We start from the raw sequence: 16,920 nt of genomic DNA, 5'->3' as shown, positions 1-16,920 counted from the left end.
GGCGGCGGCAAAGAAAAACGGGCCGCCCGAGGGGCGGCCCGTCTTCGATGCGCGCAGCGACGCGCGCTACTTCGCCTTCTTCGCGTAGGCGACGCACCAGCCGTTGGGGCTGATCTTCCCGGTCACGACTTGGCAGCCGTGAGGCGGTTTGAAGAGCGAGCAGGTCGAGCACTTGGCGCCGCCCTTGCCGGGCTTGTCCTGGTACTTGAACTGCTTCTTGTTGTCGGCCGCTTCGGCGGCGGTGCCGACCGCAGCGACGCCGATCGCGATCGCGGGAACGGCGGCAAGCCGCTTGATGACCTGACCGCGCGAGACGGATGAGTTCTCGTCGTGAGTGATGATGCACGCTCCGATCGTGGCAACCCGCAGCGACGTGCGGGAAATGATGGCGGATGATGCGCGCGCGGACCGCGGAACTCCTCGATCCGCCCGAACGCATACGGCATTTCGACTGCCGCACGCGGCAACCCGTTACCGTGTACCCGAAACGGCCGTCCGTGCGTATGTGTTCCGTAAGCACCTCGCGGGTAGGATCAGGGAATGATGCGCGTCCAGGCGCCCGCTCCGCTCGCGGTGTCGGTCGACGGTCAGCCGGCGCCGATCGCGGAACCCGCACGCGAGCGCGTCGCGGTCCCGGTGTGGAGCGGCCTCCTCTCGGCGACCGCGGCGGTCGTGCTGCTGTATGGCGCTGAGCTGCTGACGACGGTCGCGCTGATCGTCGGCACCGTCCTCGCGCTCGGGCGCGAACCCTCGCTCGCGCCGGGCCATCTGCTCCCGGCGGCCGCTGATGCGGCGGCGTACGCTCTCGTCGGCTGGTTCGCCTTCGCGCGGCTGCGCCGGTTGCGGACGCACGCGTTCCGCCCGCTGCGCGCTCGCGACGTGCGCGCGCTGGCACTGGGAATCGCGGCGCTCGTCCTGGTGAAGGCCGGCACCTTCGCGCAGCTGGTCGCGACGCATCAGACGGAGCACGTGCAGAGCGGGTTCGAGCATTTCGGGGTCACGTCGCTCAGCCCGGCGCTCGCGACGGCGAGCATCCTGCTCAGCGTGCTGACGATGGTCGTGATCGCGCCGATCGTCGAGGAGACCGTCTTCCGCGGCCTGTTGTTCGGCGCGCTCGCGCGGCCGCTCGGCGTCGTCGCGGCCGCCGCGCTCAGCGCGCTCGTCTTCGGCGGCGTCCACCTCGATGCGGTGCTCTTCCCGTCGCTCGCGGCGATCGGTTTCATCAACGCACTCTGCTACGCGGCGACCGGCAATCTCACCGTCTGCGTCGCGATCCACGCGCTCAACAACGGGCTGGGCACCGTCGTGCTGATCGCCGGCGCCCTCCGTCCGTCATAGCCTGCGCTACAGTATGTAACTCGAGAGGTCGGCGTTGCCCGCGATCGACTCCAGCCGCGCGCGCACGTACGCCGCGTCGATGGTGACCGTACCGCCCTCTTCGGGGGCCCGGAACGCGATCTCATCGAGCACGCGCTCGAGGACGGTGTGCAGGCGGCGCGCGCCGATGTTCTCGGTCTGCTCGTTGACGCGCATCGCGATCTGCGCGATCTCGGCGATCGCGTCGGGCGTCACCTCGAGGTCGACGCCGTCGGCACCGAGCAGCGCGCGATACTGACCGATCAGCGCGTTCTCGGGCTGGGTCAGGATGATCTCGAAATCGTGCGCGGTCAGCGACTCCAGCTCGACGCGCACCGGGAAGCGGCCCTGCAGTTCGGGGATCAGGTCCGACGGCTTCGCGACGTGGAACGCGCCGGCCGCGATGAACAGCACGTGATCGGTCGAGAGCGGACCGTGCTTCGTCTGCACGGTGCTCCCCTCGACGATCGGCAGGATGTCGCGCTGCACGCCCTCGCGCGAGACGTCGGGGCCGCGCCCGCCTTCACGTCCGGCGACCTTGTCGATCTCGTCGATGAAGACGATCCCGTGTTCCCCCGCGCGCCGCAGCGCCTCGCGCTTGACGGCATCCATGTCGATCAGCTTGTCCGCTTCCTGCTGCGCGTAGAGCCGCCGCGCGTCGGCGACCGTCACCTTCTTGCGCACGCGCTTCTTCGGCAGCAGGCCGCCGAGCATCTCGCCCATGTCGCCGCCGCCCATTCCGCCGGGACCGTCGTTGCCGCCGATCATCCCGATCGGCAATTGCGCCGCCTCTTCGACGTCGATCTCGATCTGGCGCACGTCGAAGAATCCCCGGCGCACGTCCTCGCGCGCCGACGCGCGGATGCGCTGCGCCTCGTCGTCGGGGAGGGTGCGGGTCGCGGTCTGCGTCGGCCCTTGGTTCTGCGCGAACGAGTTCCCGAACAGCGAGCCCAGCGACGCGGCGAACGGGTTCGCCTGCGGCGGCGTCGCGACGACGGTCTCGGGATGGAGGACGTCGACGACGCGCTCGACCGCGGCGGCGTCGGCGGCGTCGCGAACGTCGGCGCGGCGTTCGTCGGAGACCATCCGCACCGCCGCCTCGGCGAGATCGCGCACCATCGACTCGACGTCACGCCCGACGTAGCCGACCTCGGTGTACTTCGTCGCCTCGACCTTGATGAACGGCGCGCCGGCGAGCGAGGCGAGCCGCCGCGCGATCTCCGTCTTGCCGACGCCGGTCGGCCCGATCATCAGGATGTTTTTCGGCGCGACCTCTTTGCGGACGCTCTCGGGGAGCCGCTCGCGGCGATAGCGGTTGCGCATCGCCACCGCAACCGCGCGCTTCGCGTCGGCTTGGCCGACGATGTAGCGGTCGAGTTCGGAGACGATCTGGCGCGGCGTGAGTTCTTGCGGGTTGTCGTGCATGGGCGGTGAACCGATCAGAGCGAGAGCACTTCGACGTTGTCGTTGGTGTAGATGTCGATGCGCCCCGCGATCCGCAACGCTTCCTGCGCGATCGCCGCCGCATCGAGCGACGAGTGTCCGAGCAGCGCCATCGCCGCTGCCTGCGCGTACGGCCCGCCGCTCCCGATCGCCGCGACGCCTTCGTCGGGCTCGATCACGTCGCCGGTACCGCTCAGCACGAAGAGGTGCTCGGGCGTCCCCACGATCAGCAGCGCTTCGAGCCGGCGAAGCGCGCGATCCTGACGCCAGTCTTTTGCCAGCTCGACCGCGGCGCGCACGACGTTGTCTTTGTACGCGCTCATCTTCCCTTCGAACTTCTCGAGCAGCGTGATCCCGTCGGCCGCGCTCCCGGCGAAACCGGCGAGCACCTTGCCGTCGGCGATCGCACGCACCTTGCGCGCCCCGTGCTTCATCACGGTCTTGTCGACGGTGACTTGACCGTCGCCCGCCATCGCGATCTTCCCGTCCCGCCGGACGGCGCAGATCGTCGTCGATCGAATACGCATCTGGAGCCTCTACCACGCCCCCGCCCGCATGGTTGCATGTCGCGCTGAGCTCGTCGAAGCCCAGCCCTGCTCAGTGCGCTACGAGCGCCGGGTTGCGCGGAGCGACTTCGGCGGCGAACGCGTCGAGGCGAGCGAGCGCGCGTTCGGCGAGCCTGCCGCGGCGCAGACGTTTGTCGCGGATCGTTTCGTCGAGCGGCGAGAAGAACGTCCACGTCACGTTCGCGGGCTGGAAATCGGGGCTCTCGGTGTTCTGCAGGTGCGCGATCACCGCCCCGAGCGCCGTCTCGGCGGGAACCGCGACCGGCGCGTCGCCGAGCAGGTCGCGCGCCGCGGCGATCCCGGCGATCGCACCGCATGCCGCCGCCTCGACGTAGCCTTCCGCGCCGGTGATCTGTCCGGCGAAGAAGATGCGCGGATCCGTCCGCAACCGCAGGTCGGCGGTCAGCAGCCGCGGGCTGTCGATGAACGTGTTGCGATGCATCACGCCCAAGCGCAGCCACTCGGCGCCGGCGAGGCCGGGGAGTTTGCCGAACGCTTCTTTCTGCGCCGGCCACGTCAGCCGCGTTTGGAATCCGACCAGGTTGAGTGCGGTGCCGTCGGCGTTCTCCTTGCGCAGCTGCACGACGGCGTAGGGCGCTTTGCCGGTCCGCGGATCGCGCAGCCCGACCGGTTTGAGCGGACCGAAGCGCAGCGTGTCGTCGCCGCGCGCCGCGAGTTCCTCGATCGGCAGGCAGCCTTCGAAGTACGGCACGTCGCCGCTCGCGGCGTCGCGTTCGAACCCTTTGGGCTCGTGTTTCGGCAGCGTCCGCAGGTCGGCGACGAACTGCAGGTAGGTCTCGCGGTCGAGCGGGATGTTGAGGTAGTCGTCGCCGTCGCCCTTGTCGTAACGCGACTTGCGGTACATCGCCTCGAGGTCGAGCGAGTCGAGCGCGACGATCGGCGCCGCCGCGTCGTAGTAGTGCAGCCTCCCGCCGACGAGCGCGTCGATCGTCGCCGCTAGCGGCTCGGAGGGAAGCGGACCGCAGGCGACGATCGCGAGCGCGCCGGACGGGATCGCCGCGACCTCTTCGCGCGCGATCGTGAGGTTGGGGAGCGCGCGCAGCCGCGACTCGACCAGCGCGCCGAACCGCTCGCGTTCGACCGCCAGCGCGCCGCCCGCCGGCACCGCCGCCGCGCGCGCCGACGTCACGATCAGCGAGTCGAGCCGCGCCAGTTCTTCCTTGAGCAGGCCGACCGCGTTCTCGAGCGCAGCGCCGCGCATCGAGTTCGAACAGACCAGTTCCGCGAGCATCCCGGTGTGGTGCGCCGGACCCGACTTGTGCGGACGCATCTCGTACAAGGTTACGTTCACACCGCGGCGCGCGGCCTGCCAGGCGGCCTCGCTGCCCGCCAGACCGCCGCCGATGACGACGACGTCGGGATCAGCCACGCTGCACTCCGAACGCGCGCCGCATCATGCCGGCGCCGTCTCGGCCTCCGCCTCGTCGGCGTCGTCGGCGGTCCCGAGGCCGGTTGCGTGGGTGCGATCCGTGTGGCAGATGTACGTGACGGCACCGCCGCGTTTCGGCTTCTCGGTGACGTAGTCGCCGCAGACCGCGCAGCGCTCCTTCGCGACCCGGTCCCACGACACGAAGTCGCACGCCGGGTAGTTGGCGCAGCCGAAGAACGTTCGGCCCTTGCGCGACTTGCGTTCGGCGATCATCCCGCCGTCCTTGGGGCAAATCGCGCCCGAGTCTTTGAGGATCGGTTTGGTCGTTTTGCACTCGGGATAGCCCGTGCACGACATGAACTTCCCGAAGCGCCCGGTCTTGATCACCATCGGCTTCCCGCAGTTCACGCACACCTCGTCGGTCGGCTCGTCGCGCTGTTCGAACTTCGGGAGCTTCCGCTCAGCCTCTTCGAGCTCGAGCGAGAACGGGCCGTAGAAGTCCGCGAGGACGCGCGCCGTCGATTCCCAGTCGCCGCCGGCCTCCGCCAATTCGTCGAGCTTCGCTTCCATCGACGCGGTGAATTTGAGATCGACGATGTCCTTGAAGTGTTCGGCGAGCAGATCGTTCACCGACTCGCCGATCTCGGTGGGATGGAAGCGGCGTTCGACCTGCTCGACGTATCCGCGCGCCTGGATCGTCTCGACGATCGCGCTGTATGTCGACGGACGCCCGATCCCGTTCTCCTCGAGCGCGCGCACCAGCGTCGCTTCGGTGAAGCGCGGCGGCGGTTCGGTGAAGTGCTGCTTGGGCTCGATCGACTTCACGTCGAGGTCTTCGGACTCGCTGAGCTTCGGCAGGATCGGCTGCTTCTTCGCGGCCTTTCCGTTCTGTGCCGGGGCGCCGTCGGCCGGGGCCGCCGCATCGTCGGTCCCTTCCTCGTACACCGCGGTGTAGCCGGCGAACCTGAGGACGCTCCCGGTGGCGCGGAACGTGAACCGCTGCGCGGCCGCGATATCGACGGTCGTCTGATCGAACACGGCGGGCGCCATCTGGGAGGCGATGAAGCGCTCCCAGATCAGCTGATAGAGCCGCAGTTCGTCGCGCTTGAGGACGCCGGCGAGCGAGTCGGGGGTGCGCATCGCGGCGGTCGGACGGATCGCTTCGTGCGCGTCCTGGGCGCCCTCTTTGATCTTGAACTGGCGTCCGCCGCCGTAGAAGCTCTCGCCGAAGCGGGCGACGACGAACTCGCGCGCCGCTTCCCGCGCGGAGTCGGCGATGCGCGTCGAGTCGGTGCGCATGTAGGTGATGAGCCCCTGCGTCCCCTCGGATCCGCCCAGATCGACGCCTTCGTACAGCGCCTGCGCGATCTGCATCGTCTTGCGCACGCGGAACTTCAGCTTCCGTGACGCCTCCTGCTGGAGCGTCGAGGTGGTGAACGGCGCCGCCGGATTCCGCTTGGTCTCGCGCGTCTTGACCGACGCGACGCGAAACGCGGCGCCATCGAGCGCGGCCATGATCGCTTCGGCCTGCTCGCCGTTGACGATCTCGGCCTTCTGGCCGTCGATCTGATGCAGGTCGGCGCCGAAGACGATCGGCGATTCGTGCGCCGCGAGCTGAGCGGTGATCGACCAATACTCGCGCGGAACGAACGCGCGGATCTCGCGTTCGCGATCGACGATGAGCCGGACCGCGACGGATTGCACGCGCCCCGCCGAGAGGCCGCCGCGGACTTTCGCCCACAACAGCGGCGAGATCTTGTAGCCGACGAGGCGGTCGAGGATGCGCCGGGCCTGCTGCGCGTTGACGCGCGGCATGTCGATGGGGTGCGGGTCCTTGATCGCCGCGAGCGCCGCGTCCTTGGTGATCTCGTGGAGCTCGATCCGCATCGGGTCTTGGAGTTTGAGCAGCTCGGCGAGATGCCACGCGATCGCCTCGCCTTCGCGATCGGGGTCGGTCGCGAGATAGACCTGGCCGGACGCCGATTTGACGGCGGCCTTGAGGTCCTTGATGACGTCGCCCTTTCCTTTGATAGTCAGGTACCGCGGCGAGAAATCGTTGAGGACGTCGACGCCCAGCGTCGACTTCGGCAAGTCGCGGACGTGCCCGACCGACGCCTTTACAACGTAACGCGGCGGTAAGAATTTCTTGATGGTTTTTGCTTTCGTCGGCGACTCGACGATGATCAGCGGCTTCGCCACGGAGGGTCTCCCGAGGGTGCGAGCTCGCCGCAACGAGCTTCGGGCCACAGTATAAACCCGGACGTCAAGCCGCACCAACGTCCTCGCGGGCGGGCGCAGGTAACCGTCATTTTGACCAAAGAGTTGCGCGAAAACGCAAATGATTGTATTCTGCGACTAAATGCGTCGACACCGAAGTCGACGCTCACACCGTTACGACACTCCGTCCGCGCGGACGAGGAGGTTGAATGGACTCGGAAATGATGAACGGCGAGGCGTCGGCAGACGCGGCACCCGCGCCGCGTCGCGGTCGCAAGAAGAGCGCCGCTCGCAAGAAAACCGCCGGCCGTAAGAAGGCCGCCGGCGGCCGCAAAAAGACCGCCGGCCGCAAGAAAGCCGCAACCGGCGGACGCAAGAAGGCCGCCAAGAAGGCCGGCGGCACCCGCAAGAAGGCCACTCGCAAGAAAGCCGCGGGAACGCGGAAGAAAGCCACCGGCGCTCGCAAGAAGGCCGGCGGACGCAAAAAGAAAGCCGCCGGAACCCGCAAGAAAGCCGCCGGCGGACGCAAGAAGAAAGCCGCCGGAACCCGCAAGAAAGCCGCCGGCGGACGCAAGAAGAAAACCGGCGGCGCTCGCAAGAAGGCCGGCGGACGCAAGAAGAAAGCCGCGTAAGCAGCATCTTCTCGAAGAGCAGACGGGGAGCGATGTCCGCATCGCTCCCCGTCTCTTTTCTCTACTTGAGGACCGCCGGTCCGGCGGTGATGTCCGGTGCTTTCCCGCCGTGTTGCTCGACCCAGTGACACGCCGCGCGGTGACCGGTCTCGTACTCTTTGAATGCCGGGATCTCGGTCGTGCAGCGATCGAACGCGACCGGACAGCGGGTGTGGAATCGGCAACCGGACGGCGGATTCACCGGCGAGGGGATGTCGCCGGTGAGAATGATCCGCTTGCGGCGACGCTCGACGTCGGGATCGGGGATCGGGATCGCCGAGAGCAGCGCCTGCGTGTACGGGTGCAGCGGGTTGTCGTAGAGCTGGTCACGGTCGGCGAGTTCGACGATCTTGCCGACGTACATCACCGCGACCCGGTTGGAGATGTGGCGTACGACTGAGAGATCGTGAGCGATGAAGAGGTACGTTAGCCCCAGCTTCTGCTGCAGATCCTGGAGCAGGTTGATCACCTGCGCCTGAATCGAGACGTCGAGCGCCGAGACCGGCTCGTCGGCGACGATGAACTTCGGATCGACCGCGAGCGCGCGCGCGACGCCGATGCGCTGGCGCTGCCCGCCGGAGAACTCATGGGGGTAGCGGTTCGCGTGCTGCGGCTGCAGCCCGACGAGCCGCAGCAGCTCCTGGACCCGATCGTCGGCGTCTTTCCCCTTCGCGATGTTGTGGATCTCGAGCGGTTCGCGGACGATCGAACCGACGGTCATGCGCGGGTTCAGCGACGCGTACGGGTCCTGGAAGATGATCTGCATCTCTTTGCGCAGCGGGCGCAGTTCCGCACGCGTCAAGCCGACGAGTTCCCGGCCGTCGAACGTCACGCTCCCGCTCGTCGCGTCGGCGAGGCGCAGGATCACGCGCCCGGCGGTGGTCTTCCCGGATCCGGACTCGCCGACGAGCCCGAGCGTCTCGCCGCTGCGGATCTCGAAATCGATGCCGTCGACGGCCTTCACGTCCGCGACGTGGCGCTGGAGAATCCCGGCCGTGATCGGGAAGTACTTGTGCAGATCGCGGACGACGACGAGGTCGCGGTTCGCGCCGGCGCCGTTGGTCGCAGCGGTCATGCGATCGTCTCGGAGGCCGCGACCGCCGAGTCGGGGATCATCGGCGCGTTCTCGGCGGGGATCGGTTTCTGTCCTTCCGCGCTCTTTTCGTAGAGGAAGCACCGCGCAACGTGGCCGCCGCCGAAGTCGTAGAGCGGGACCGGGCGGTCGCAGATCGGCATCCGGTAGCGGCAGCGCGGCGCGAACGCGCAGCCCGGCGGCATGCGCAACAGGTTCGGCGGCTGACCGTCGATCGGGATCAGGCGCGATCCCGCTTGATCGAGGCGCGGCAGCGACTCCAAGAGCCCCATCGTGTACGGCATCTTCGGCTGCTCGAAGATCTCCGTTGCGGTGCCGTACTCGACCATGTTGCCGCCGTACATCACCAGCAACGTTCGCGCACGTCTCGGCGACGACGCCCAGATCGTGCGTGATGAGGATGATCGCCGATCCCAGGCGCTCCTGCATCATGTTCATCAGTTCGATGATCTGAGCCTGAATCGTCACGTCGAGCGCTGTCGTCGGCTCGTCGGCGATCAAGACGGCGGGATCGCACGAGAGCGCCATCGCGATCATCACCCGCTGACGCATCCCGCCCGAGAACTGATGCGGGTAGTCGCGCAGCCGCTTCTCGGCGGCGGGGATGCGCACCAGACGGAGCATCTCGACCGCTTTGTCGAGCGCGTCTTTCTTCGAAAGTCCCAGGTGCAGGCGCGTCGCTTCCGCGATCTGTTCCCCGATGGTGAGCACGGGGTTGAGCGACGTCATCGGATCCTGAAAGATCATCGCGATGTCGCGGCCGCGGATCTTGCGCATCTCGGCTTCGCTCTTCGTCAGCAGGTCCTCGCCTTTGAAGAGGACGCGGCCGCGCTCGATCCGCCCGTTCGAGGCGATCAGACGCATGATCGAGAGCGAGGTGACCGATTTGCCGGAGCCCGATTCGCCGACGATCCCGAGCGTGGAGCCCGGTTCGACGGAGAACGAGAGCCCGTTCACGGCAGCGACGGTGCCGTCTTCGGTCTTGAACGTCGTCTTGAGGTCGTGGACCTCGAGCAGAGCCAAGTGCTAAATCCCGGTCAGTGAGACGATCGTCGCGACGACGACGAACGCGACGGCGACGAACTGCGTGACGCGGGCGATCTGCTGATCGAGTCCGAGGCGCCGCGTCGACGACTCGACCCGGCCGCCGAGCGTGCCGCTCAAGCCTTCCTGTTTGGTCGTCTGGATCGCCAGCAGCACGACCAGCAGGACGCCGAAGATGACGAAGAACGCCGCCAGCGTGTGCGTCAGCCAGCCGGCGTGGCTCGCCAGCCACGAGTGCGGCGTGGTGTCGAAGACCTGCGGCGGCAGCGAGACCGGGAGCGTCGTCGCCCGGGCGGCGGGGGCGGCCGAGGCGTGGGCCGCGACGTCGGCGGCGGCGGGCGCCGCTGTCGTCGCGGCGGCTAGCAGCGCGGGAAGCACGATACGAGGGACTCCTTCAAAAGAACCGCCGGGGCTTGGCGCCGGTCCGCGAAAATCCCTGTTCTACGCGGTCTGGGACGGGGTCAGCGTGCGGACCCGAGCGGCGACGTTCTCCGCGGAGAGCCCGACCTGCGCGCGCTGCGCGGCTTGGCTCGCATGCTGGACGAGCACGTTGGGGACCCCGATCCGTTCGACCGCCGCAACGATCCCGCGGTCGCTCAGAAACTCGACGACCGCCGAGCCGAAGCCGCCGGCGAGACTGTGCTCTTCGAGCGTGATGAAGCGGTGATGCGTCTCCGCGAGCTCGATGAGCAGCGTCTCGTCGAGCGGCGCGACGAAGCGCGCGTTCACCACCGTCGGCCGCACGCCGTCGGCGTCGAGGAGTTCGTAGGCGTCGAGGGCGACGTCGACGGTGTTCCCCAGCGCAAGGATCGCGACGTCGCTCCCTTCGCGCAGGACCTCGGCGCGTCCGAGCACCAGCGGCGCGAGCGGCTCGTCGTGCTTGCCGCTGGTCGACCCGCGCGGGTAGCGGATCGCGGCCGGTCCGTCGAGGGTCAGCGCGAGATCGAGCATCGGGCCGACCTCGTATTCGTTGCGCGGCGCCATGATCGTGATCCCGGGGAGCGTGCGCAGGTACGCGACGTCGTAGAGGCCCATGTGCGTCGGACCGTCGTCGCCGACGAATCCCGCGCGGTCCATCGCGAAGACGACCGGGAGCTGCTGGATCGCGACGTCGTGGACGATCTGGTCGTACGCGCGCTGCAGGAACGTCGAATAGATCGCGGCGACCGGGCGGATCCCGCGCGTCGAGGCGCCGGCGCCGAAACAGACCGCGTGCGCCTCGGCGATCCCGACGTCGAAGTAGCGCGACGGGAACGCCTTGGCGAACTTCGCGAGTCCCGTCCCGTCGGGCATCGCGGCGGTGATCCCGATGACGCGCGGATCGCGCTGCGCCGCGGCGATCAGCGCGTCGGCGAACGCCTGCGCAAAGGTGATGCGCGCGGCCTTCTTCTCGAGCTTCCCTTCGTCGGGGTGGTAGACGCCGGGGCCGACGCCGTGGAAGGTGCGGCTGTCGCCCTCCGCGATGTCGTAACCTTTCCCTTTGACGGTCTTCACGTGCAGCAGCACCGGACCGCCGATCTTCCGCGCGTTGGAGATGACGTCGATCAGCGTGTCGAGATCGTGACCGTCGACCGGACCGATGTAGCGGAAGCCCATCTCCTCGAAGATCACCGGCGCCTTGTGCTCGGGCGAGACGAAGCGCATCGCGGCGAGTTCGGCGGTGGAGAGCGCCTTGCGCGCCGTCCCGCCGAGCGGGACGTGGTCGAGCACGCCTTTGGTGACCTCGCGGCCCCAGGTGAAGAACGGCTTCGAGCGCAGGACGCCCAGATAGGAGGCGATCGAGCCGACGTTGGGCGCGATCGACATCTCGTTGTCGTTGAGGATGACGATGAAGTTGGATTTGAGCAGCCCGGCGTTGTTGATCGCCTCGTAGGCGAGGCCGCCGGTCATCGCGCCGTCACCGATCACCGCGACGACGGTCTCGCTGCCGCCTTTGAGATCGCGCGCGGTTGCCATTCCGAGCGCCGCCGAGATCGCCGTCGACGCGTGACCTGCGCCGAACTGGTCGTACTCGGATTCGGTGCGCATCGCGAAGCCGCTGATCCCGCCGGCCTGACGCAGGGTCTCGAAGCGGCCGGCGCGGCCCGTCAGCAGCTTGTGCACGTAGCTCTGGTGGCTCACGTCCCAGACCACGACGTCGCGCGGGAGTTCGAGCACGCGGTGCAGCGCCAACGTCAGCTCGACGACGCCCAGGTTCGGCGCCAGATGGCCGCCGTTGGCGGCGCACACGCGGATCAGCGTCTCGCGTATCTCGCGTGCGAGCTGATCGAGCTCGGGACGCGGCAGCCGCTTCACGTCGGCCGGCGAGGCGATGCGTTCCAGGATCATCCGGGGGTGTTCGACGACAGCAGCCGAAGGCCCGTCCCCGTGCAGGCCCCTACCCCGATCCGCGTCCGCAAGCGTGTCTGGACCGACGTCGCCCGGATCTTCTCCACGGTCTGCAACCCGTTTCTCACCTCGCTCGCGCTCTTCGTGATCCTCGCCGGGGCGCGCTCGAACGGCCCGACCGATTTCTGGGTGCTGCTCTTCAACAGCGCGTTCTTCACCTCGATCGGGCCGATGTTGTTCATCTTCTACCTCTACGCGACCGACCGGATCTCCGATCTCGACATGTCGATCCGCGAGGAACGCGAGCGCGTCTTCATCGCGTTCGTGATCTTCTACGCGGCAGGGGCGCTCGATCTGTGGCTCATCCGCGCGCCGGTCATTATGACGGCTTCGATGGCCGGCTACGCGGCGAGCGCGCTGGTCGTCCAATGGATCACGCGGTACTGGAAGATCTCGACGCACGCTCTGGGGATCACCGCTCCCCTGGTCGCGCTCACCGTGCTCTACGGCGAAAAGCCTGCTCCGTTCTACGCCCTCATCCCGATCGTCGGCTGGTCCCGGGTGTACCTGCGCGCGCACACCGTCCTCCAAGTGGTGGCCGGCACGCTGCTCGCGCTGGTGACGACGTTAGTGTTCTTTCGCTTTTTTCACGTCGTTTGACCGCGCGCGCGGCGCGCTAGGAAACACCTGATGAACGTTGCGGTTTTCGTCGATGCCGTCTATCTCTACGCGCTCGCCTGCGCGGCGCGCTACGGCACGAACCATCCGCGGATCCGCCTCAGCCTCAACGTCGAGGCGGTCGTGCGCGAACTCAAGCGCGAGGTCGCCGCGCTCGACGGCGGCGGCGCGCGCCTGATCCGCATCTACTGGTACGACGGCGCGCCGCTGGCGGGCCGGACGGCGGAACAGGCGCGCGTCGCGGCGACCAGCGACGTGAAGCTGCGGCTGGGGACCGTCAACGCCTACGGCGAGCAGAAAGGCGTCGACGCGCTGATCGTCCACGATCTCTCCGAGCTAGCGCGCAATCGCGCGATCGACGCCGCGATCCTGGTCTCGGGCGACGAAGACATCCTCGTCGGCGTGCAGACGGCGCAGGCATTCGGCGTGCGTCTGCATCTGCTCGGGATCGATGTCCACCGCACCCAGTCGGAGAAGCTGCGCTTCGAAGCCGACGTCTGTCACGAATGGGCCGAAGGTGTGGTCGCGCCGTGGATCGCGCTGACGACGGAGCGCGCGGCCGCGCCGCCGGCAACCGGCGAACAGATCGCCGAGATCGCGGCGACGCTCGCGCCGGCGATCGAGGAACGTCTCCCGACGATCGTCGAGACGTGGGACCGCGTGCGGCGCCTTCCGCCCGACGTGAACCTGCGCCTGATGAAAGCGCTGAACACGGCGCTCGGCCGCACGATCGAACCGCACGAGCGGATCCCGCTGCGCGAGCAGTTCGTCGACGCGCTGCGCGCGCTCGCGGCCGGCGGTGCGCCGGGCGACGACGGCGAGACCAACGGAGACGCTTTCGCACCGGAAACGGCCGCCGACGCCGCGGCGGTGCATGCGAACGGCAACGCGCACGCGACGGACGCGTCCGGCTGAGGGCTCAGCGCGACGCGTACGGTGCGATGAGCGAGAGGACGCGGCCGGCGCCGCCGCCGAGGCGCCGCACGCCGGCATCGAACGCCGCGGGATCGCCGTTGGTGTAGTAGGTCGTCGTCCCCGCGCCCGGTGTGAGCCCGAGCCGCGCGACGAGCGCGCGCGCGGCCTCCGCTTGCGCCTGCGCCGGATCGATTCGGATCACGGCCGCGCCGAGCGCATCGGCGAACCAGCGGTCGAGCAGCGGGTAGTGGGTGCAGCCGTAGACGATCGCGTCGACCTCCGGAAGCGTCGCGGCGACCGCGAAGACGGCGGCGCGTGCGTCATCGCTCTCAGCGGCGCCGGCTTCGACCAGCGGCACCAGCGCCGGCGCTGCGCGTTCGACGACCTCGACGTGCGGCGCGTGGGCCGCGATCGCGCGCGCGTACGCGCCGCTGCGCACCGTCGCAGCCGTCGCGACGACCGCGATCCGCCGGTGCGGCGTCTGCGCGAGTGACGCCCCGGCTGTGGCGATGAGATCGAGCACCGGCAGCGTCGTCGCCGGCCAGCCGAGCTTGCCCGCGACGGCGCAGCTCGTGTTGCACGCCGTGACGACGGCGTCGACGCCGTGATCGCGCAGCAGCGCGAGGTTCTCGCCGAGATAGCCGTGGATCTGCGCGTCGGTCTTGTCTCCGTACGGCACGTGCGCCTGATCGGCGAAGTAGACGACGTCCTGATCGATCCCCGCCGCGCGCAGCGCCGCGAGAACCGTCAAGCCGCCGAGGCCGGAGTCGTAAAGCCCGAGCACGCGCTACGCCGCGCTCACTGCCGCAGGCTCAGCGGCTGTGCGCCCGGCGCGCCGGCGTATGCTTTCACCCCGTTGGCGATCCCCTGGGCGACGTTCTGCAGGAACGACGGCGAACGCAGCAGCGCGACGTCGTCGGGATTGGTGACGAACGCCGTTTCGATCAGCACCGAGGGCATCGTCGTGTGACGCACCACGTAGAAGTTCTCGTGCCGCGTGCCGTCGTCTTGCGTCCCCGCGAGCGGGATCACGCTGCGCTCGAGCGCCTGAGCGAACGCGGCGTCCTGCGGCTTGTACCAATAGAACGTCGTCCCTTTCGCGCCGGCGAACGGCGCGCTGTTGATGTGGATGCTGATGAACAGCCGCGCGTTCACGTTGTTCGCGGTGTCGCAGCGCGTCTGCAGATACGCGCGGTCGTCGGGATTGGCCAGTCCGTCGGCGCGCATCTTGCTCAGATTGTCCTGACTGACCGGGTCGATGTCCGAATCGCGCGTCATCCGCACCGTCCAGCCCTGCGCGGTCAGCAGCGCGCGCAGACGGCGCGCGATGTCGAGCGTCAGGTCCTTCTCGACCAGGTTGTTGTGCGCGGTCCCCGTGTCCGAGCCGCCGTGACCGGGATCGAGCACGATGATGCGCGAGCCGTTGCCGGGCGCGAACTTCCACGGCGCGTCGCTGGAAGCCGGATCCGGCGTCGCCGCGCTCTGCGCCACCGGCGGACCGCCGGTCGCGCCGACCCCGGTGCGCGCGAGATCCGGCGACGGCGCGTTCGCCACCGCGATCGCGAGGCCGTTATCGGACGGTTGCACGTCGACGCGCTGATCGCCGGTCATCGTGAACGCGATGCGGACCGCGGGTGCATCGGTCGTCCCGATCTGCCGTACGCGCACCGACTGGACGCTCCCGAACGACGGCCGCTCGTCGCGCCCGGGGCCGCTGAGCGTCGTATTGGCGAGATCGACGTACCAGCGGTGATCGAGCAGGCGATGCCATTCGTAGCGCACGGCGCCGCTGAGCGCGACGCGCACCGCGAGCGTGTCGTCGCTCCCCGGACCGATGGTGAGATCGGTGACGGTGGCGCGGCCGGCGACGATCGGCGCGACGATCGTCGGCCCCGGCTGCGGCGTCGGCGGCGGCGAGTCCGCCGGACCGGGGAACGGCGGCGGCGGAACCGCAGGGTTCTGCGCGACGGCGCCCCCTTCGAAGACCACCGCGTAGGTCGTCGGCGACGCGCCGGGGACGACGCGGTGCGTCGTACCGGGCGCGCCGGAGAGCGTCAGCGTCGTCGTCGGCACGCGCGGCGAGCCGTTCACGGCGACGTCGATCCCGGCGAGCTGCGAGCCGGGGCCGCCGCGCGAGGGCGCGACCGACGCGCCCTGCCCGGTGAACGAGATCTGCACGCGGTCCGGCGTGTCGGCGTTGGTCGTCGCCAGCAGCGGCATCGCGCCGCGCACCGTCACGATCGTGCGGCCGCCGTCGCTGCGCACGTCGAGCGCGCCGATGCGCGGCTGCAGCACCGTCTCGCCGCCGGCGTCGGCGACCGGCTCGACGTAGAGCGCCCGGGCCAGCGCGTAGAACGGAAGCACCGCATCGCCGTTGTCGTCGAACGGCGCAAACGGCGCGCGCGCGCGCACGCCGGCGATCAGATACGACGGATCGCCGAGCGTAAAGACGATCGTGCGGCGATCCTGCGCGGTGACGACGACGTAGCGCTGCTGCGGCTGGTACGAGACGTGCGCGCCGAGCCGTTCGAGGAAGCGCACCGTCCCGGGATCGCGGGCAGCGACGGCGAGATCGCCGTTCTGCGCGACGGCGTGTTCGAAGATGAGGCGCGTTCCCTGAAACCACAGCAGCGGCGCGCGTTCCTGGGCGCGCGCAGGCAGCGCGCAGGCGGCGAACGCCGCCAGCAGCAGCGCTGCGAAGACGGGAAGGCTAGAACGACGATCGCGTGAGCGGGCCATCGAGTTCCAGGTGACCTCCGGGAAGCGTCGCGACGCGAACACCGTCCACGCGCACCTTCACCGACGTGACGCCGAGCGCAGGCTGCGTGAGGGTCCACACGAGTGCTTTGAACTCCGCCGCTTCGGCAAAACTGCCTTCGGGCGACGAACCGGCGACTTCGCGCGAGAGATCGACGTCCGCTATTGCATCGGTAACGTCGACGGCCCGCACGCGCGTTCCCGGCGGGAAGCGCACCGCTTCGATATTCGACGGCGGTCCGGCGACGGTTTGGGTCGCGGCATAGAATGCGACGCTCGCCCGGTCGCGTGCCGGGCCAAGCGTGACCTGCCACGGCGCGAGCGTCGTCCCGTCGGCTTTCGTGTAATACACCGTGATCGTGTCGCCCACGGTCGAGGACGCACGGTGAGTGAACCACCATGCCGCACCGATCGCAACGACGAACAGAACGGTCAGCACCAAGGCGCGCGACGTTCGCATCT

The 16,920-nt window shown here is 68.9% G+C and carries 16 protein-coding genes and 1 pseudogene; 4 read left to right on the top strand and 13 right to left on the bottom strand.

What is annotated here, in order from left to right; genetic code table 11:
* Nucleotides 1–66: 66 nt before the first annotated feature.
* A complete protein-coding gene (locus WPS_RS18100; RefSeq protein WP_405054934.1) occupies nt 67–264 on the bottom strand; it encodes a high-potential iron-sulfur protein in 198 nt (65 codons plus the stop codon).
* A gap of 276 nt (nt 265–540) precedes the next feature.
* On the opposite strand from WPS_RS18100, the gene WPS_RS05725 reads away from it, so the two are divergent.
* The gene (locus WPS_RS05725) at nt 541–1,338 is read left to right on the top strand and encodes a CPBP family intramembrane glutamic endopeptidase (RefSeq protein ID WP_317996889.1); all 798 of its coding nucleotides are present in this window, start codon (nt 541–543) and stop codon (nt 1,336–1,338) included.
* Nucleotides 1,339–1,344: 6 nt separating this feature from the next.
* On the opposite strand, the gene hslU is transcribed toward WPS_RS05725, so the two are convergent.
* The 4 genes from hslU to topA all read right to left on the bottom strand — a co-directional run bounded on the left by hslU (nt 1,345) and on the right by topA (nt 6,954).
* A complete protein-coding gene (hslU, locus tag WPS_RS05720; protein WP_317996888.1) occupies nt 1,345–2,781 on the bottom strand; it encodes an ATP-dependent protease ATPase subunit HslU in 1,437 nt (478 codons plus the stop codon).
* Nucleotides 2,782–2,795: 14 nt separating this feature from the next.
* On the bottom strand, nt 2,796–3,326 hold the full coding sequence (gene hslV, locus WPS_RS05715; protein WP_317996887.1) for an ATP-dependent protease subunit HslV: 531 nt from the start codon (nt 3,324–3,326) through the stop codon (nt 2,796–2,798).
* A 70-nt stretch (nt 3,327–3,396) separates the two neighbouring features.
* Nucleotides 3,397–4,755: a methylenetetrahydrofolate--tRNA-(uracil(54)-C(5))-methyltransferase (FADH(2)-oxidizing) TrmFO gene (gene trmFO / locus WPS_RS05710; RefSeq protein ID WP_317996886.1), complete on the bottom strand. Its 1,359-nt coding sequence runs from the start codon at nt 4,753–4,755 to the stop codon at nt 3,397–3,399.
* A gap of 24 nt (nt 4,756–4,779) precedes the next feature.
* A complete protein-coding gene (gene topA, locus WPS_RS05705; protein ID WP_317996885.1) occupies nt 4,780–6,954 on the bottom strand; it encodes a type I DNA topoisomerase in 2,175 nt (724 codons plus the stop codon).
* A gap of 227 nt (nt 6,955–7,181) precedes the next feature.
* Between topA and WPS_RS05700 the strand changes: the two genes are divergently transcribed.
* Nucleotides 7,182–7,604, top strand: coding sequence for a hypothetical protein (locus WPS_RS05700; RefSeq protein ID WP_317996884.1), 423 nt, complete (start codon nt 7,182–7,184; stop codon nt 7,602–7,604).
* Nucleotides 7,605–7,665: 61 nt separating this feature from the next.
* Here the strand turns inward: WPS_RS05700 and WPS_RS05695 are convergent, their stop codons facing one another.
* From WPS_RS05695 to dxs, 5 genes and pseudogenes are all read right to left on the bottom strand, one after another.
* Nucleotides 7,666–8,718 carry an ABC transporter ATP-binding protein gene (locus WPS_RS05695; RefSeq protein ID WP_317996883.1) on the bottom strand — a complete coding sequence of 351 codons (1,053 nt, stop codon included), beginning with the start codon at nt 8,716–8,718 and terminating at the stop codon, nt 7,666–7,668.
* On the bottom strand, nt 8,715–9,080 hold the full coding sequence (locus tag WPS_RS05690; protein ID WP_317996882.1) for an oligopeptide/dipeptide ABC transporter ATP-binding protein: 366 nt from the start codon (nt 9,078–9,080) through the stop codon (nt 8,715–8,717). Before WPS_RS05690 ends, WPS_RS05695 begins: the two co-directional genes overlap by 4 nt.
* A gap of 67 nt (nt 9,081–9,147) precedes the next feature.
* Nucleotides 9,148–9,693, bottom strand: a pseudogene (locus WPS_RS18095) (ABC transporter ATP-binding protein); the annotation flags it as partial.
* A gap of 69 nt (nt 9,694–9,762) precedes the next feature.
* The gene (locus WPS_RS05680; protein ID WP_317996880.1) at nt 9,763–10,158 is read right to left on the bottom strand and encodes a preprotein translocase subunit SecG; all 396 of its coding nucleotides are present in this window, start codon (nt 10,156–10,158) and stop codon (nt 9,763–9,765) included.
* Between the two features lie 63 nt (nt 10,159–10,221).
* Nucleotides 10,222–12,108 (bottom strand): 1-deoxy-D-xylulose-5-phosphate synthase, encoded by a 1,887-nt coding sequence (gene dxs / locus WPS_RS05675; RefSeq protein ID WP_317996879.1) that lies wholly within the window; start codon nt 12,106–12,108, stop codon nt 10,222–10,224.
* Between the two features lie 39 nt (nt 12,109–12,147).
* Between dxs and WPS_RS05670 the strand changes: the two genes are divergently transcribed.
* Together WPS_RS05670 and WPS_RS05665 are read left to right on the top strand one after the other, a co-directional pair.
* Nucleotides 12,148–12,768 (top strand): phosphatase PAP2 family protein, encoded by a 621-nt coding sequence (locus WPS_RS05670; protein WP_317996878.1) that lies wholly within the window; start codon nt 12,148–12,150, stop codon nt 12,766–12,768.
* 30 nt (nt 12,769–12,798) lie between these two features.
* Nucleotides 12,799–13,701 (top strand): NYN domain-containing protein, encoded by a 903-nt coding sequence (locus WPS_RS05665; RefSeq protein WP_317996877.1) that lies wholly within the window; start codon nt 12,799–12,801, stop codon nt 13,699–13,701.
* Nucleotides 13,702–13,705: 4 nt separating this feature from the next.
* Here WPS_RS05665 and WPS_RS05660 read toward each other — a convergent pair whose 3' ends face one another.
* The 3 genes from WPS_RS05660 to WPS_RS05650 are packed head-to-tail and all read right to left on the bottom strand — an operon-like array spanning nt 13,706 to nt 16,897.
* The gene (locus WPS_RS05660) at nt 13,706–14,485 is read right to left on the bottom strand and encodes a glutamate racemase (RefSeq protein WP_317996876.1); all 780 of its coding nucleotides are present in this window, start codon (nt 14,483–14,485) and stop codon (nt 13,706–13,708) included.
* A gap of 14 nt (nt 14,486–14,499) precedes the next feature.
* The gene (locus WPS_RS05655; protein WP_317996875.1) at nt 14,500–16,440 is read right to left on the bottom strand and encodes an N-acetylmuramoyl-L-alanine amidase; all 1,941 of its coding nucleotides are present in this window, start codon (nt 16,438–16,440) and stop codon (nt 14,500–14,502) included.
* Entirely contained in the window at nt 16,412–16,897 is a 486-nt protein-coding gene (locus WPS_RS05650) for a GerMN domain-containing protein (RefSeq protein WP_317997501.1), read from the bottom strand. Before WPS_RS05650 ends, WPS_RS05655 begins: the two co-directional genes overlap by 29 nt.
* Nucleotides 16,898–16,920: the final 23 nt, after the last annotated feature.

Source organism: Vulcanimicrobium alpinum (assembly GCF_027923555.1).
GTDB lineage: Bacteria > Vulcanimicrobiota > Vulcanimicrobiia > Vulcanimicrobiales > Vulcanimicrobiaceae > Vulcanimicrobium > Vulcanimicrobium alpinum.
Note: the sequence above shows the minus strand (reverse complement) of the source record. Positions and strands in the feature narration are given on the sequence as shown.